The 15,505-nt window shown below is 72.0% G+C and carries 17 protein-coding genes; 9 read left to right on the top strand and 8 right to left on the bottom strand.

Annotated features, from left to right (window positions below):
- Window positions 1-57 precede the first annotated feature (57 nt).
- The gene (locus ACZ4VK_RS17185) at window positions 58-600 is read right to left on the bottom strand and encodes a hypothetical protein (protein ID WP_468352992.1); all 543 of its coding nucleotides are present in this window, start codon (window positions 598-600) and stop codon (window positions 58-60) included.
- Window positions 601-814: 214 nt separating this feature from the next.
- Between ACZ4VK_RS17185 and ACZ4VK_RS17180 the strand changes: the two genes are divergently transcribed.
- From ACZ4VK_RS17180 to ACZ4VK_RS17155, 6 genes are all read left to right on the top strand, one after another.
- Window positions 815-2,026 carry a pyridoxal phosphate-dependent aminotransferase gene (locus tag ACZ4VK_RS17180; protein ID WP_468352990.1) on the top strand — a complete coding sequence of 404 codons (1,212 nt, stop codon included), beginning with the start codon at window positions 815-817 and terminating at the stop codon, window positions 2,024-2,026.
- 88 nt (window positions 2,027-2,114) lie between these two features.
- Window positions 2,115-2,516 carry an SCO4983 family protein gene (locus ACZ4VK_RS17175; protein ID WP_468352988.1) on the top strand — a complete coding sequence of 134 codons (402 nt, stop codon included), beginning with the start codon at window positions 2,115-2,117 and terminating at the stop codon, window positions 2,514-2,516.
- Window positions 2,517-2,643: 127 nt separating this feature from the next.
- Complete coding sequence (locus tag ACZ4VK_RS17170) at window positions 2,644-3,780, top strand: hypothetical protein (protein ID WP_468352986.1); 1,137 nt, start codon at window positions 2,644-2,646, stop codon at window positions 3,778-3,780.
- Window positions 3,777-4,997, top strand: a complete 1,221-nt coding sequence (locus ACZ4VK_RS17165) for a toxic anion resistance protein (RefSeq protein ID WP_468352985.1) — start codon at window positions 3,777-3,779, stop codon at window positions 4,995-4,997. Before ACZ4VK_RS17170 ends, ACZ4VK_RS17165 begins: the two co-directional genes overlap by 4 nt.
- Window positions 4,994-6,685 carry a substrate-binding and vWA domain-containing protein gene (locus ACZ4VK_RS17160; RefSeq protein ID WP_468352983.1) on the top strand — a complete coding sequence of 564 codons (1,692 nt, stop codon included), beginning with the start codon at window positions 4,994-4,996 and terminating at the stop codon, window positions 6,683-6,685. The genes ACZ4VK_RS17165 and ACZ4VK_RS17160 overlap by 4 nt, the downstream gene beginning before the upstream one ends.
- Window positions 6,672-7,265: a hypothetical protein gene (locus ACZ4VK_RS17155; RefSeq protein ID WP_468352981.1), complete on the top strand. Its 594-nt coding sequence runs from the start codon at window positions 6,672-6,674 to the stop codon at window positions 7,263-7,265. Before ACZ4VK_RS17160 ends, ACZ4VK_RS17155 begins: the two co-directional genes overlap by 14 nt.
- A 156-nt stretch (window positions 7,266-7,421) precedes the next feature.
- Here the strand turns inward: ACZ4VK_RS17155 and ACZ4VK_RS17150 are convergent, their stop codons facing one another.
- Window positions 7,422-9,245, bottom strand: coding sequence for a phosphoenolpyruvate carboxykinase (GTP) (locus ACZ4VK_RS17150; RefSeq protein ID WP_468352979.1), 1,824 nt, complete (start codon window positions 9,243-9,245; stop codon window positions 7,422-7,424).
- A 196-nt stretch (window positions 9,246-9,441) separates the two neighbouring features.
- Here ACZ4VK_RS17150 and trhA point away from each other — a divergent pair, with 196 nt between their 5' ends.
- On the top strand, window positions 9,442-10,125 hold the full coding sequence (gene trhA / locus ACZ4VK_RS17145; RefSeq protein ID WP_468352977.1) for a PAQR family membrane homeostasis protein TrhA: 684 nt from the start codon (window positions 9,442-9,444) through the stop codon (window positions 10,123-10,125).
- 19 nt (window positions 10,126-10,144) lie between these two features.
- Here trhA and ACZ4VK_RS17140 read toward each other — a convergent pair whose 3' ends face one another.
- The 3 genes from ACZ4VK_RS17140 to ACZ4VK_RS17130 are packed head-to-tail and all read right to left on the bottom strand — an operon-like array spanning window position 10,145 to window position 12,330.
- Window positions 10,145-11,161 carry a glycoside hydrolase family 26 protein gene (locus ACZ4VK_RS17140; protein WP_468352975.1) on the bottom strand — a complete coding sequence of 339 codons (1,017 nt, stop codon included), beginning with the start codon at window positions 11,159-11,161 and terminating at the stop codon, window positions 10,145-10,147.
- Window position 11,162: 1 nt separating this feature from the next.
- Window positions 11,163-11,807 carry a vitamin K epoxide reductase family protein gene (locus ACZ4VK_RS17135; RefSeq protein ID WP_468352974.1) on the bottom strand — a complete coding sequence of 215 codons (645 nt, stop codon included), beginning with the start codon at window positions 11,805-11,807 and terminating at the stop codon, window positions 11,163-11,165.
- A 19-nt stretch (window positions 11,808-11,826) separates the two neighbouring features.
- Complete coding sequence (locus tag ACZ4VK_RS17130; RefSeq protein WP_468352972.1) at window positions 11,827-12,330, bottom strand: DUF5949 family protein; 504 nt, start codon at window positions 12,328-12,330, stop codon at window positions 11,827-11,829.
- A 170-nt stretch (window positions 12,331-12,500) separates the two neighbouring features.
- Between ACZ4VK_RS17130 and ACZ4VK_RS17125 the strand changes: the two genes are divergently transcribed.
- Both ACZ4VK_RS17125 and ACZ4VK_RS17120 read left to right on the top strand, forming a co-directional pair.
- A complete protein-coding gene (locus tag ACZ4VK_RS17125; RefSeq protein WP_468352970.1) occupies window positions 12,501-12,917 on the top strand; it encodes a tyrosinase family oxidase copper chaperone in 417 nt (138 codons plus the stop codon).
- The gene (locus tag ACZ4VK_RS17120; RefSeq protein WP_468352968.1) at window positions 12,901-13,767 is read left to right on the top strand and encodes a tyrosinase family protein; all 867 of its coding nucleotides are present in this window, start codon (window positions 12,901-12,903) and stop codon (window positions 13,765-13,767) included. Before ACZ4VK_RS17125 ends, ACZ4VK_RS17120 begins: the two co-directional genes overlap by 17 nt.
- Before the next feature lie 81 nt (window positions 13,768-13,848).
- On the opposite strand, the gene ACZ4VK_RS17115 is transcribed toward ACZ4VK_RS17120, so the two are convergent.
- The 3 genes from ACZ4VK_RS17115 to ACZ4VK_RS17105 form a co-directional block, all read right to left on the bottom strand.
- Window positions 13,849-14,124 (bottom strand): chaplin, encoded by a 276-nt coding sequence (locus ACZ4VK_RS17115; RefSeq protein ID WP_468352966.1) that lies wholly within the window; start codon window positions 14,122-14,124, stop codon window positions 13,849-13,851.
- Window positions 14,125-14,416: 292 nt separating this feature from the next.
- Complete coding sequence (locus tag ACZ4VK_RS17110) at window positions 14,417-14,893, bottom strand: hypothetical protein (RefSeq protein WP_468352964.1); 477 nt, start codon at window positions 14,891-14,893, stop codon at window positions 14,417-14,419.
- A gap of 200 nt (window positions 14,894-15,093) precedes the next feature.
- A partial coding sequence (locus tag ACZ4VK_RS17105) for an LPXTG cell wall anchor domain-containing protein (protein ID WP_468352962.1) occupies window positions 15,094-15,505 on the bottom strand: 412 nt, incomplete at its 5' end.

Below are 15,505 nucleotides of genomic sequence, written 5' to 3'. Positions count from 1 at the left end.
CCGGCCGGGACCGGACGAGCCGTCCGCCCGGCCGCGCACGATCATGGCCTCTCTCCGCTACCTCGGCCGCTTGGTCTGCCCCCGGCCCCGTCCCGGTTTGTCCTGCTGTCCTTCGTCGTCCGAGGGATCGGCCTTCGGTGCGGTCGCGGAGTCGGCCGGCGTCTCTCCCGCCCCGGACGGAGCAGTGGTCGCGGCCGGAGCCGACGGGGAGACGGAGGCGTCCGTACCGGCGTCCCCGTCCGGGGTCCGCCCGTCGGCACCCGTGGGCTCAGGGGAGCCGGAGGCGTCCGGGGAGTCCGGGGTCCCGTCCGCGCCCCCGGAACCGCCCGAGCCGCCCGAGCCTTCCGAGTCGCCGGAGCCGTCCGAGCCGTCCGTCGGCTCCGCCTGGATCAGCGCGGGCGGCCCGTCGTGCGCGCCCCCGTCCGGGGCCCCCGCGCCGCCGCCCCGCCCGGCGCCTCCGGCGACCAGTGCCGCGCCGATCCCGAGGACCGCGGCACCGCCGACGGCGAGCAGCCAGACCGTGCCCCGGCCCCGGCGTGCGGGGGCGTGACGGCGGCGGCCGGGCCGGGGCGCGTCGGCTCCGGAGACGTGGTGGCTCATGGGCCCGGATTGTAGGGAGCACGACACCCTCGATGCGACACGGGTCACACCGGACCAGAGCCGACCGTGCACCTCGCCGCCCGCAAACAAGGGCACCCAGCCCCTTCCCGCCACCCATCCACCCCTCCCCACCGCACGCGCGCCCCCGCGCCCCCGTGTCCGACGTGTCCCAAAACACGAGGCGTCCCGGCCGACCCCGCCGTAAGCTCTCGTCATGCAGGTGATCCAGTCCACGAAGCTCGCCAACGTCTGTTACGAAATCCGGGGTCCGGTGCTCGAAGAGGCGATGCGGCTCGAAGCCGCGGGTCATCGCATCCTCAAGCTCAACACGGGAAACCCGGCCGCCTTCGGCTTCGAGTGCCCGCCCGCCATCCTCGAGGACGTGCTGCGGAACCTCTCCGAGGCGCACGGCTACGGCGACGCGAAGGGGCTGCTCTCGGCCCGCCGCGCGGTGATGAGCCACTACGAGACCAAGCACATCCCGCTCTCCGTCGAGGACATCTACCTCGGCAACGGCGTCTCCGAGCTGATCCAGATGTCGATGCAGGCGCTGCTCGACGACGGCGACGAGGTCCTCGTCCCGGCCCCCGACTACCCGCTGTGGACGGCCTCGGTCTCCCTCGCGGGCGGTACGGCCGTGCACTACCGCTGCGACGAGCAGGCGGACTGGATGCCGGACCTCGCGGACATCGAGCGGAAGATCACGGACCGCACCAAGGCGATCGTGATCATCAACCCGAACAACCCGACGGGCGCGGTCTACGACGACGAGATGCTCCGCTCGCTCACGGAGATCGCCCGGCGTCACAACCTGGTCGTCTGCTCGGACGAGATCTACGACAAGATCCTCTACGACGGCACCACGCACACCCCGACCGCCGCCATCGCCCCGGACCTGCTCGTCCTCACGTTCAACGGGATGAGCAAGAACTACCGGGTGGCCGGTTTCCGCTCCGGCTGGCTCGCGGTCTGCGGACCGAAGCACCACGCCTCCTCGTACATCGAGGGCCTGACGATCCTCGCGAACATGCGTCTCTGCGCGAACATGCCGGCGCAGCACGCGGTGGCCGCCGCGCTCCAGGGCCGGCAGTCGATCGAGGACCTGGTGCTGCCGGGCGGGCGGCTCCTCGAGCAGCGGGACACGGCGTACGAGCTGCTGACGCAGATCCCGGGCGTGACGTGCGTGAAGCCGAAGGGCGCGCTGTATCTGTTCCCGCGTCTCGACCCGAACGTCTACAAGATCAAGGACGACCGGCAGATGGTCCTGGACCTGCTGCGGGCGGAGAAGATCATGGTCGTGCACGGGACGGGCTTCAACTGGCACGAGCCGGACCACTTCCGGATCGTCACGCTGCCGGCCGCGGCGGATCTCGCGGACGCGGTGACCCGGATCGGACGCTTCCTGGACGGCTACAGCCAGCCCTGAGGCCGAAGGACCCGGAGCCCCCGGACCGGAATCAACTTTAGACAGAATCTAAGCTAGGATGGCTCCAGAGCACTCAGGAGGCCGTCCCATGTACGAACCGATCCGCACCAAGTCGGTCCACCGGATGGCCGACGACGCCCCGGACACGTATCCGCACCGCTCCCGCGAGGAGGAGCTGGACATCCAGCTCGCCGGACACCTCGCCGCCCTGCTCGCCGTCACGGACGAGCTCGGCGACACGGAGGCGGGCGAGCAGATCGCCCGGCAGGTGGCGCGACTGCGTGGCGCACCGCCCGCGCGGCACGCCGGCCTGAGCGGCTCGTCCGCCCAGGAGCTGCACCGCAAGGCGCACGCCCTCGCGGGCCGCGCGCTGGTCGTCGCCGCCTCCCGGGCCGACACGGCCGCCGCGATCCTCGCCGCGGAGCGCATGGACGCGCACACCGCCGCGCTGGCCGGGGAACCCACCCTGGCCGCAGCCGGCACCCCCTGACGGCCCCGGTCCGCGTGGCACGAACCGCGCGGACCGGGCGCCACCCACGGCGGCGGCGGTAGGCCCCGCTCCGGTTCGGTACCGGGATCGCTCCTTCACCCGCCGTCCACACAACTCCCCCTGGAATGTGGGTTTCCGCGAGCACGCTGCCCGCGTGAGACGCATCCTGGGAATCATCCTGGCCGTCCTGCTCCTGGGCGGCGTGGCCGCCGTCCTCGTGACGGGCGGCGACAAGGACACGGGCACGGCAACGAAGACCGTGCGAGGAGTCATCGGGTCGGAGAAGGCGGAGTTCTTCGCCGACCCGCAGGTCGTGAAGGCCCTGGCCGCGAAGGGCTTCACCGTGCGATCCGAGACCTCCGGGTCCTGGGACATGGAGGAACTGCCCCTCGACGGCTACGACTTCGCCTTCCCGTCCTCCAAGGGGCCGGCCGACGAGCTCCGCGCGAAGGCCGTGAGCCGGACCAAGGACAGGGCGATGACGGCCCCGCTGCGGCCGTTCTACTCCCCGCTCGTGGTCGTCGCGCACAGCGCCGCCGCCCGGGTCCTCGCCGGGAACGGCCTGGCGACCCTCGGCCCGCGCGGCACCAGCGGCACCCTGAAGATGGACGCCTACCTCGCGGCGGCCCGCGCCGACCGGACCTGGCAGCAGCTCAAGGGCTCCGCCGGACACGCCGAGCTGAGCGGCACCCTCTTCATCACCTCCACCGACCCGGTCGCCTCGAACTCCGGCGCCCTCTACCTCGCCGCCGCGAGCTACGTCGCCGACGGCGGACGGGTCGCCGGCGACAAGGCCGCCGTCACCCGCACGGCCCCGCTGCTCCGCAAGCTCGTCCAGGTGCAGGGCGCCCAGCAGTCCGGCTCGGACGCCCCCTTCCGGGACTTCATCAGCGGCGTCGGCAACCCGCTCGTTCTCGTGTACGAGTCCCAGGTCGCCGCCCAGCTGCTCGCCGGGCGCCCGATGGGAGACCTCGTGGTCCTCTACCCGGACACCACGGTCAACAGCGACCACACCCTCGTGCCGATGACCGCGAACGGCCGGGCGCTCGGCGAACTCCTCTCCACCGACCCCGAGCTGCGCAGGCTCGCGGTCCGCCACGGCTTCCGGCCCCAGGGCGCGGCGAGCGAGTTCACCGCCGCGACCGACGCCCACACCGAGTACCTCAACCAGACGCTGACCGGAGTCCGCCAGGCGCCCGTGCCCACCAGCCGGGTGCTGCACGACATGGCGCTGCGGGCCCGTGACCAGGGGGACACCGCATGACGACGCCCGAGGACCCGAGAAGGACGATGGCCCTGACACCGCCCGAGCACGACACCCCGCTCGTCCTCACTCCGCCGGAGCCCGTCGCCCCGGTCCGCGCCGCGCAGGCCTCCGGTCTGGTGCCGCTGGACGAGGCCACCCGTACGGAGATGTCCCGCAGGGCCGCCGCGTACGTCGGCTCGATCGAGGGACTCGACCCGCGCTCCCCCGAGTTCGCCGGCCGCGTCGGTGAGATCACGGCGCTCGGCGCGGGCGAGATGCGCTCGGCGGCGCAGCAGTCGAACCGCATGCTCGACCGTACGGTCCGCTCGCTCGGCTCCGGCTCGTCCGGCGGCGACGCCCCGTCGCGCGTCGGCACCTCCCTCGTCGAACTCCGGCGCACCATCGAGGACCTGGACCCCCGCGACACGCCCGCGAAGGGCTTCAAGGGACTCCTTTCGAAGCTGCCGGGCGGCAACAGGCTCCGGGACCACGTCGCCAGGTACGCCTCCTCGCAGACCACCCTGAACCGGATCGTCCAGTCCCTGCGCGACGGCCAGAACGAACTGCGGCGCGACAACGCGGCGCTCGAGACCGAGCGGGCCCGGCTGTGGGAGACCATGGGCAGGCTCCAGGAGTACACGGTGCTCACCGAGGCCCTCGACGCGGCCGTGGAGCAGCGCGTCGCCCTCACGCCCGACCCGGCCCAGGCGGACGCGCTCCGCGCCGACCTCCTCTTCCCGGTGCGGCAGAAGCACCAGGACCTTCTGACGCAACTGGCCGTCTGCGCGCAGGGGTACCTGGCCATGGACATGGTCCGCCGGAACAACACGGAACTGATCAAGGGCGTGGAGCGGGCGGCGACGACGACGGTGTCGGCGCTGCGGATCGCGGTGATGCTCGCCTCCGCGCTCGAACACCAGCGGAAGGTCACCGAGCAGGTGAACGTACTGCGCTCGACGACCGAGGACCTGATCCGCGGGAACGCCGCCATGCTGGCCGAGCAGGCCGGCGAGATCCAGGAGCTGGCGGCGAACCCGGCGGTGGGCGCGGAGACGCTCCGCACCGCGTTCCAGGAGATCTACCGGACCCTGGACGCCATCGACACGTACAAGGCGCGGGCGACGGAGTCCATGGCCGCGACGGTCGACTCCCTGACGGCCGAACTCCAGGAGGCGAGCGCTCACCTGGCGCGCAGCCGCCGCACCGGAGCCCTGGAGGGTGGCGACCCGGCATGACGTACGCCTCCACGCCGGGCCCCGCCCCGGACCCCGCACCGAACCCGGCCGGCACGCCCCGCCCCACGCCCCGCGCCCGGGGCCGCGCCCGCTCCCTGACGCGTACGCTCGCCGCGCTCGCCCTCGCGCTCCTCGTCACCGCCACGGCAAGCTCCTGCGACCGGAGCGGCCGGACCGACCCCATCGACCGTGCCGCCAACCCGACCGACCCGAACGGCACGGCGTTCGCCCCCGGCACCCTCCGCGTCCTCGCCTCCTCCGAGCTCACCGACATGGAGCCCGTCCTCGACACGGCCCGCCGGGCGACCGGCGTCCAGGTCCGCACCACGTACGCCGGCACCCTCGACGCCGTCGAGCAGATCGCCTCCGGCGAGGCCGACGCGTCCTATGACGCGGTCTGGCTCTCCTCCAACGACTACCTCCGGCTCGACCCGGACACCGCGCGCCGGATCACCGGCGAGACGCCGATCATGACCTCACCGGTCGCCCTCGGGGTGCGGCCCGCCGCCGTCGCCCGGCTCGGCTGGGACCCGGCGAAGGTCACCTGGTCACAGCTGCACCGGGCCGTCGCCGACGGCAAGCTCAGCTACGGGATGACGGACCCGATGCGCTCCAACTCCGGCTTCTCCGCCCTCGTCTCGGTGGCCTCCGGGCTCTCCGGCGCCCAGGCCGCGCTCACCGAGGGGGACGTCCGCCGGGCCACCCCGAAGCTCAAGGAGTTCTTCACCGGACAGAAGCTGACGTCGGGCTCCTCCGGCTGGCTGGCCACCGCGTACGGCCGTCGCGGCGATGTCGACGCGCTCGTCAACTACGAGTCGGTGCTGCTGTCCTCGTTCCAGGCCGGCGACCTCACCGTGATCCGGCCGACCGACGGGGTCGTCACCGCCGACTACCCGCTGAGCCTGCTCACGTCCGCCCGCCCCGAGGCGAAGGACGCGGCGCGCCGGCTCACCGAGTACCTCCGCTCCCCCGAGGTCCAGGAGCGGATCACCGGGGCGACGCTCCGCCGCCCGGTGGTCCCGGGCGTCCGCCCGGCGTCCGCGCTCGCCCGTGACCTGCGGCGCGAGCTGCCGTTCCCCGGCAGCCGGGCCGTCGCGGACGGGCTCCTCGACGCGTACGACAACACCCTGCGCCGGCCTTCCCGCACGGTGTACGTGCTCGACACCTCGGGCTCCATGCGCGGCGAGCGGCTCGAACGGCTCAAGGCCGCCCTCGCGGAGCTGACCGGTGACTTCCGGGACAGGGAGGAGGTCACCCTGATGCCCTTCGGCTCCGCGGTGAAGGAGAGCGAGGTCCGTACGCACACGGTCGACCCGGCCTCGCCACGGGCGGCGCTCGACGCGATCAGGTCCGACGCGCGGAGGCTCTCGGCCTCGGGCGGTACCGCGATCTACTCCAGCGTCCAGGAGGCGTACCGCTTCCTCGGCAGGACGCCCGGCGACACCTTCACCTCGATCGTGCTCATGACGGACGGCGAGAACACGGACGGCGACCCGGCCGCCGCCTTCGACACCTTCTACCGTTCGCTGCCCGCCGAGCAGCAGCGCACCCCGGTCTTCCCGATCCTCTTCGGGGACTCCGACCGGGGCGAGCTCGACCACATCGCGGACGTGACCGGCGGGCAGCTCTTCGACGCCACCACGGGCTCCCTCGACGGCGCCTTCGAGGAGATCCGTGGCTACCAGTAACCCGCTGCTGCGGTACGCCGAGTCCCGCAAGAACCTCGCCGGCAGCGTCTGCGGCCTGGCCGGTGTCGGCATCGCCCTCACCGGGGCGGCGGGCGGCCTCTGGCCGCTCGTGATCGCCGGCCTGTACGGGGCGGGGGCGCTGATCGCCCCGCCCGAGCGGCCCCCGACGCCGGAGTTCGCCGAGGAGGGCGACCGGCTCGACGGAGTGCGCGCCGACTTCACGACCCTCCGCGCGTACCTCGCGGAGGTGGAGCTGCCGTCCGCCGCACGGGAGCGGCTCGCCGCGCTCGACGGCCTGATCGAGGCCGTGCTCGCCCCGGGCCTCGTGACCGATCCGGAGCATCTGCACGTCCTGGCCCGCACGGTGCGCCAGGACGTGCCGGAGGCCGTGGACGCCTTCGTGCGATCCCGGTGGTGGTCGCGGGTCACGCCGGGCACGGAGGCGCCGGAGCGCCATCTCGAACGCCAACTGTCCGTCCTGCACGAGGAGGTGGCGGCCGTCGCGGCCGCCCTCGAGGAGGCGGACGCGATCCGGCAGGAGATCCTCACCCGCTATCTGGAGGACCGGGGCCGCTCCTGAGCGGGCGTACCCGGCAAGGGGGCGAGGAGGCGGCGGACGTGCGCCGGCCCCCGGAGCCTGAGGGGGCTCCGGGGGCCGGTTGCGTCGTGGTGGGCCGTCGTGACCCCACTGGTCAGGGCGGAATGTCGGGGCAACCCACCACGAGTCTCGAAGGGACTAGCCGAGGCGCTCCACGAGGGCGCGGTACTCGTCCCACAGCTCCTTCGGCGTGTGGTCGCCGAAGGTGTTCAGGTGGTCGGGGACGAGGGCGGCCTCTTCCCGCCACACGTCACGGTCGACCTTGAGGAGGAACTCCAGGTCCTCGGCCGGCAGGTCCAGGCCCTCGGTGTCGAAGGACTCCGGGGTCGGCAGGATGCCGATCGGGGTCTCGACGCCCTCGGCCTTGCCCTCCAGGCGCTCGACGATCCACTTCAGGACGCGGCTGTTCTCACCGAAGCCGGGCCAGACGAACTTGCCGGCGTCGTTCTTGCGGAACCAGTTGACGTAGTAGATCTTCGGGAGCTTCGCGGCGTCGGCCGAGGCACCGACCTTGACCCAGTGGGCCATGTAGTCGCCCATGTTGTAGCCGCAGAACGGCAGCATGGCGAAGGGGTCGCGGCGCAGCTCGCCGACCTTGCCCTCGGCGGCGGCGGTCTTCTCGGAGGCGACGTTCGCGCCGAGGAAGACGCCGTGGTTCCAGTCGAAGGACTCGGTGACCAGCGGGACGGCGGAGGCGCGGCGGCCGCCGAAGAGGATCGCGGAGATCGGGACGCCCTTGGTGTCCTCCCACTCGGGGGCGATCGTCGGGCACTGGCCGGCCGGGACGGTGAAGCGGGCGTTCGGGTGGGCGGCGGGCGTCTCGGACGCGGGCGTCCAGTCGTTGCCCTTCCAGTCCGTGAGGTGGGCCGGGGCCTCCTCGGTCATGCCCTCCCACCACACGTCGCCGTCGTCGGTGAGCGCGACGTTGGTGAAGACGGAGTTGCCCCAGAGGGTCTTCATGGCGTTGGCGTTGGTGTGCTCGCCGGTGCCGGGCGCGACGCCGAAGAAGCCGGCCTCGGGGTTGATCGCGTACAGACGCCCGTCCTCGCCGAAGCGCATCCAGGCGATGTCGTCGCCGATGGTCTCGACGGTCCAGCCGGAGATCGTGGGCTCCAGCATGGCCAGGTTCGTCTTGCCGCAGGCCGAGGGGAACGCGGCGGCGACGTACTTCGCCTCGCCCTGCGGCGGGGTCAGCTTGAGGATGAGCATGTGCTCGGCGAGCCAGCCCTCGTCACGGGCCATGACGGAGGCGATGCGGAGCGCGTAGCACTTCTTGCCGAGCAGGGCGTTGCCGCCGTAGCCCGAGCCGTACGACCAGATCTCGCGGCTCTCGGGGAAGTGCGAGATGTACTTGGTGGAGTTGCACGGCCACGGCACGTCCTCCTGGCCCTCCCCCAGGGGGGCGCCGAGGGTGTGGACGGCCTTGACGAAGAAGCCGTCGGTGCCGAGCTCGTCGAGGACGGCCTGGCCCATGCGGGTCATGGTGCGCATGGAGACGGCGACGTACGCGGAGTCGGTGATCTCGACGCCGATGGCGGAGAGCGGGGAGCCGACCGGGCCCATGCAGAAGGGCACGACGTACATGGTGCGGCCGCGCATCGAGCCGCGGAAGATCCCCTCGGAGCCCGCGAAGAGCTCCTTCATCTCGGCCGGGGCCTTCCAGTGGTTGGTCGGGCCCGCGTCCTCCTCCTTCTCGGAGCAGATGAAGGTCCGGTCCTCGACGCGCGCGACGTCGGTCGGGTCGGAGGCCGCGTAGTACGAGTTCGGGCGCTTCACCGGGTCGAGCTTGGTGAAGGTCCCCTTGGCGACGAGCTCCTCGCACAGGCGCTCGTACTCGGCCTCGGAGCCGTCGCACCAGACGATGCTGTCCGGCTGGGTGATCTCGGCGATCTCGTTCACCCAGGAGACGAGCTCCTGGTGCTGGGTCGGAAGGGTCTGGGGAGCCGCGTTGTCGCGCGCCACGATTGCTCCTTGTAGAGGGGTTTTTTGGTGTGTGCCCCGTGGGGGCCGCGACCCGGATGCTTCGTAGCTGCTCATCCGGTGCCGACCGCACTCATTTGATCATCCGACGGATCCGCCCATATGTCCAGGGGGCCGCCCACGTGAGCATCGCCACTCATATCCGGGACCTACGGGGGCGTAGGTACGATTACTTCTCATGACTGCAGCCACGCCGGACGCGACACCGACCGAGCTCCCCGCGCTCCCGATCAAGCCCCGGCTGAGAGGCTGGCTGCACGCGGGCATGTTCCCCGCGGTGATCGTCGCGGGCGTCGCCCTCGTCGCCCTCGCGGACTCGCCCCGCGCCCGCCTCGCCTGCGGGATCTACGTCCTCACCGCCTGCCTGCTCTTCGGCATCAGCGCCCTTTACCACCGCGGCAACTGGGGCCCGCGGGGCGAGGCCGTGCTCCGGCGCCTCGACCACGCCAACATCTTCCTGATCATCGCGGGCACCTACACCCCGCTCACCCTGCTCCTGCTCCCCGACTCGACGGCCAAGCCGCTCATGTGGGCGGTCTGGGCGGCGGCTCTCGCCGGCATCGCCTTCCGGGTCTTCTGGGTCGGCGCCCCCCGCTGGCTGTACACGCCCTGCTACATCGCGATGGGCTGGGCCGCCGTCTTCTTCCTGCCCGACTTCATGCGCGCGGGCGGCATCGCCGTCCTCGTCCTGGTGATCGTCGGCGGACTGCTCTACAGCGCGGGCGGAGTCATCTACGGCCTGAAGCGCCCGAACCCGTCCCCGCGCTACTTCGGCTTCCACGAGGTCTTCCACTCGCTGACCCTGGCCGCCTTCATCGTCCACTACGTGGGCATCTCCCTGGTGGCCTACCAGCACGCCTGACGGCCACGCCGGCCCGCCGTCACGGGCGGGCCGGCGCCCCAAGGGCCTCCTTCAGCACCCGGGCCGACTCGGGGTTGTCCGCGCACCCCCACACTCCGTGCGGGCAGTAGTCGGTGACCGTCTGGTACACCGGCCGGTGCCGGGCGAACCAGTCGAGCATCCCCCGTACGTACGCCGGGTTGTCCCCGTTCCTGAAGAGCCCCCACTCCGGGTACGAGACCGGCTTGCCGTGCGCCGCCGCGAACCGGACGTGGTGCCCGAGCCCGTACTCCTCGGCCACCTGGTCCTCGAAGGCGAGCCCCTCGGGCTGGTCGTACGCGTCCATCCCGATGATGTCGACGACGTCGTCCCCCGGGTAGCAGCGCGGCCACTCCACGGCGTCCCGCCCCCGGCTCGGCGTGAAGTCGAAGCGGAACCGCTGCCCCGGCACCGCCCGCAGCACCCCGACGACCCGGCGCCAGTACGTCTTCCAGGCCTCCGGGTCCGGTCCGCAGCGGTGGCTGTACGTGGTGCCGTTCATCTCCCAGCCGAGAACGAGGACCGCGTCCCCGAGGCCGTGCTCCACGAGCCGCTCCCCCAGCACCCGGAAGTGCCGGTCGTACGCCCCGGCGGCGCCGCTCCGGAGCCCCGTCCGCACCTCGGCGTCCGGCAGGCCCTCCTCGCTGCGGTCGAGCAGCGGCACGTTGAGCACGAAGAGACGCCCCGGCCGCGCCGCCTTCCACCGCGCCCAGGGGCCGAAGAGCGCCGGATGGCCCTCGATGTTGGACCAGCGGTCACCCGGCAGATACGTGTGGCCGACGGTCAGCGCCCCGCCGCCGAGCCAGGCCTGCGCCTGGGCGATCCTGCGTACCCCCGCCTCGTCGGAGCCGGTGAAGAACCCCGAGGGCACCCCGGGCAGGGGCTCCGGCTCGGGCGCTGCCCGGCTCCCGGTGTGCCGCCCGCCGGGCGCGATCCGTTCGGGCGCCACCAGGAGCACGAGAACGGCCGCGAGCAGCACGGCGAGTGCGGCCCGCGGCCAGGGGAGGAAACGATTCACGTCAGCTCGTCCAGAATTCCCACCACCGGGTCAGGATCAGCATCCCGATGATCCCGATGTGCAGGACGGGCAGGGCGAAGGTGAACTCGCCGAGGAAGGTGCGCAGCCCGGCCGGCGCGGGGATGACCCGGTGGCGGACGTTGTGCGCGGTGACGTACCAGAACATGACGATGGTGGCGACCCAGGCGAGGCAGCACCACAGGCAGAGCGAGTTGATCTCGTACAGCGACTGGTACATCAGCCAGGTGCAGAAGCCGACGCCGAAGAGCATCCCGGCGTTGAGGCCGAGCCAGAGCCAGGGCCGGTAGCGGGCCCCGGCGAGCAGCCCGGCCCCGAGGGCGACGACGACGGCGTACGTGACGAGCCCGAGCATCGGGTTGGGGAAGCCGAAGACCGAGGCCTGCTCGCTCTTCATGATGTTGCCGCAGGAGACGACCGGGTTCAGGCTGCATCCGGGTTGGAAGCCGGGGTCCTCCAGGAGCTTGAACTTGTCGATCGTGATCACCCAGGCGGCGAGCACTCCGGCCGCCCCGGTGATCATCAGCAGCCAGGCGAGGGCCCGGCCCGCCCCGGCCGGTCCCTGCGTCGCGTCGTCACCCGCGAGCCGCCGCTGCCCCGGTACGCCCTGGACATCCACCGTCGCCATGTCGCTGCCGCCCGCCCGCTCAGCCCTGCAGTCGCCGGACCGGCAGCACCACGTGCGCCCCGCCCGCCAGGGGATCCTCGCCGGCGAAGAAGGAGCGCAGCTGCTCCTCCGAGATCGGGCCGCCGGGCGCGGCCTCGGGCCAGGGGCGGACGGAGCAGACCAGGTAGGCGTGTCCGAGCTTCTTGGCGGCCGCCTCCCACTCCACCGGCACCGAACACTGCAGCTTGAGGAACGGCAGCGTGAGGACCGCCTGCTGGGCCTCGACGAGGAGGTGGGCGTCGATACCGGGCTGCTCGGACGCGTCGACCACCGGTCCGCCGACGGTCAGGCCCATGCCCTCCACGGCGGCCCGCATCGCTTCCGCACCGGCCTCGGGGCCCTCGCTGCCGTCGCCGAGCGAATACACCATCAGATACGCGGCGGACGCCTTTTCCTCGGTGGGACCGGTGGTCCAGAAGAGGGTCGCGAGGCTACCCAGCGGTGAGGCGCTGCGCGCCTCGGAAACGACATTGGAAGAAGTCATGGGTCCGGATGCTAGTGGTCACATGCCCGTCACTCCGCGCCCATTCACCCGATCGGCCGACATTCACCCGGCTGAAATTTCCACCACAACAAATCGGCGTTTTCCTCGTTGTTCCTTCAGGGCATTTCCCTCCGCCTGCGGCGGGCCTCCGGACCACCAGGAGATCACTCATGACCGTCCCGCGCCGTCTCGCACTGCGGTCCCTCTTCCCCCTGAGCATCGCCCTCTTCACCGGCGGAGCGCTCGCCCGTATCGCCATGACGCCCCGGAGCGGCACGGTGGGCGCGGCGCCCGCCACCGACGCGCCGTCCGGCCAGACGTTCGACGAGATGTACCGGGGCCGCCGCATCCAGGGTCGCCCGGCGCCCGCCGACGGGATCGAGGTCCTCGTCGACGACCGGCCGCTGCATCTGATGCGCTGCGCGGACGGCGGTTATCTCACCCCCATCGATCACTACCAGACCCATCCGACGCCGCTGGCGGCCACGCGCGCGGCCGTGGACGAGCTGGGGTCCGCACCGCTGACCCGCTTCGCCGCCGCCCACGGCGTCCACCCGGGAGGGAGTCCGCGTGGCCTACACGCGTAAGAACCAGCGCGATCTGACCAGCGCCGAGCGGAGGACGTTCGTCGCCGCGGTCCTGGAGCTGAAGCGCCGTGGGGAGTACGACGACTTCGTCCGCACCCACATCGACTACTACACGTCCGACGGCGAAGGCCGCCTGCGCGTGGCCCACATGGCGCCCAGCTTCCTTCCCTGGCACCGCAAGTTCCTGCTGGAGTTCGAGCGGGCGCTGCGCCGGATCGACCCGACGGTCACCGTGCCGTACTGGGACTGGACCCGCGACAACACTCCGGCCGCCTCCCTCTGGAACGACGACTTCATGGGCGGCAACGGCCGGCGCGGCGACCTCCAGGTGATGACCGGGCCCTTCGCCCACGCGGGCGGGCGCTGGACCATCACCCACGCGATGACCGAAGGAGCCTTCCTCACCAGGGACTTCGGCCGCCCACGCGACCCGATCACGCTCCCCACCGCGGCGGAGGTCGACGCGGTGATGCGCGAGACGGTGTACGACGTGGCTCCCTGGAACTCCACGAGCGCCTCCGGCTTCCGCAACCGCCTGGAGGGCTGGGCGCCTGGCCGGGGCAATGAGCGCTTCAGGATCCACAACCGGGTGCACCGCTGGATCGGCGGCCTGATGCTGGGCGGCGCCTCGGTCAACGACCCGGTCTTCTGGCTCCACCACTCCTTCGTCGACCTGCTCTGGTCACGCTGGCAGCAGCGCAACCCGCGCGCCGGCTACCTGCCGACGCAACCCCCGCCGCTGGGAGACTCGCAGTACGGCCGGATCGCGGCCCGCGACGAGCGGATGGGCCCGTGGGGCGTCACCCCGGCGCAGATGCTCGACCACAGCGCGATCTACCGGTACGCCTGAGGTACGCGGGCGGCCCCGCCGTACACATGGAAAACGGCCCTCCGGCAGATGTGCCGGGGGGCCGCTCCGTGGGGAAGGGGATCAGCCGCCGTAGCCCCCGTCGTGGTGACCGTGACCGTCGATGTTCGCGCAGGTGTTGCCGAACGCCGGGTTGATCAGACCGATGACGGTGACGGTGTTGCCGCACAGGTTGATCGGCACGTGGACCGGGACCTGGACGACGTTGCCGGAGGCGATACCGGGGGACGCGGCGGCGATGGCCTCGGCGCCCGTGCTGGCGACGGCCATGCCGGCTCCGCTGAGGGCAACGGCACCCGTGCCGGCGAGGACAGCGGCAGCCTTCGCGATGCGAGACATCAAGAACTCCTTGGACGTGGAAAGACGACCGCGAGAATCACGGCCGCACAGTCCCGTTCAACGCCGAAAAGGCACACGAGTAACGGCCTTTGGGCCGGACGGGACAGAAAGAAAGGACGAGGGCCCGCGGACCGGTGGTCCGTCCGCCGTCGGATACGACGGCCGAACCTCCTGATCCGCGGGCCACGGCCATGCGACGGGCCTTCTGTTGTAACGAGCAACGACCCCTCGGGTAGCGGGGAAGAATCGTGTCTTCACCCGCAGGGCCATGGTTCCCGCGAAGGAACGCCGGTCAGGCCGTCGGCTGCGCCAGGCCCAGCTGGGGGCTCAGCCCCCCGTTCACCGCGGGAGTGACGACGCCGGCATTCGGCATCGTGAGGTCCGGGAGCCCGTACCTGTCGCCGCGCGGCATGCCGATCGGGTTGCCGAGCCCGGCCGCGGGGGTGGCCGCCTTCAGGGGCGCGCCGGGGCTGGTCAACAGAGCCGTGCCGAGCTGGCTTCCCTCGATGACCTCGGGGAGCGGGGCGGCGAGGACGGTCTCCGGGACGGTGCTGGCGACCGGGACCCGCGGCAGGCCGATGTCCGGGATGCCCTGGGAGCGCCCCTCATGGAAGACGGTGGGGGCGCCCGGCACGGGCAGCGGAACACCGGTGGCCACGGTGGGCGCGTCCATCGGGATCGCCGGCTCCAGGCCCTGGAGCGGGACGACCACCGGGGCCTCGGCGGCGGAGGCGGGGGCGGCCATGGCCGCGGAGGCGAGAGCGGTCATGAGGATTCCCATGCCGGCTTGTGATCGCAGGTTCATGACTGCGTGTGCCCTTCGGACGGTGACGACGGTGCTGTGAAGCGTTGTCCTGTAAACGAGCCCGATGGCGAGAACGTTGCGAAAATTCGCCTGTGCGCAGCAACGCCGAGGGCCCTCACCGGTGACGGCGAGGGCCCAGGTTGACAGGCGGTCAGCCCGACGCGTCAGTGGAGGCGTTCGGACCGTCCGGCGCGGATCGCACGTCCGGCACGGACTCGGAGGACCGCTCCACCGAGGAGCAGGGCGGCGCTCACGGCCGCGGCGCCCGTCAGTGCCGCGGTGTCACTTCCGGTGTCGGGAAGCTCGGGCTTACCGGTTCCGGTCGGACCCGGCTTGGTCGGCTCACCGGGCTTGGTCGGCTCACCAGGCTTCGTCGGCTCACCGGGGTTCGTGGGTCCCGGCGTCGTCGGCTCACCGGGCTTCGTCGGCTCACCCGGCTTGGTCGGCTCACCGGGCTTCGTCGGCTCACCCGGCTTCGTCGGCTCACCGGGCTTCGTCGGCTCACCCGGCTTCGTCGGCTCGCCAGGCTTCGTCGGCTCGCCGGGGTGCGTGGGATGCCCCGGCTTCGTCGGCTCA

The organism is Streptomyces sp. NPDC028711 (assembly GCF_055565415.1).
Note: the sequence above shows the minus strand (reverse complement) of the source record. Positions and strands in the feature narration are given on the sequence as shown.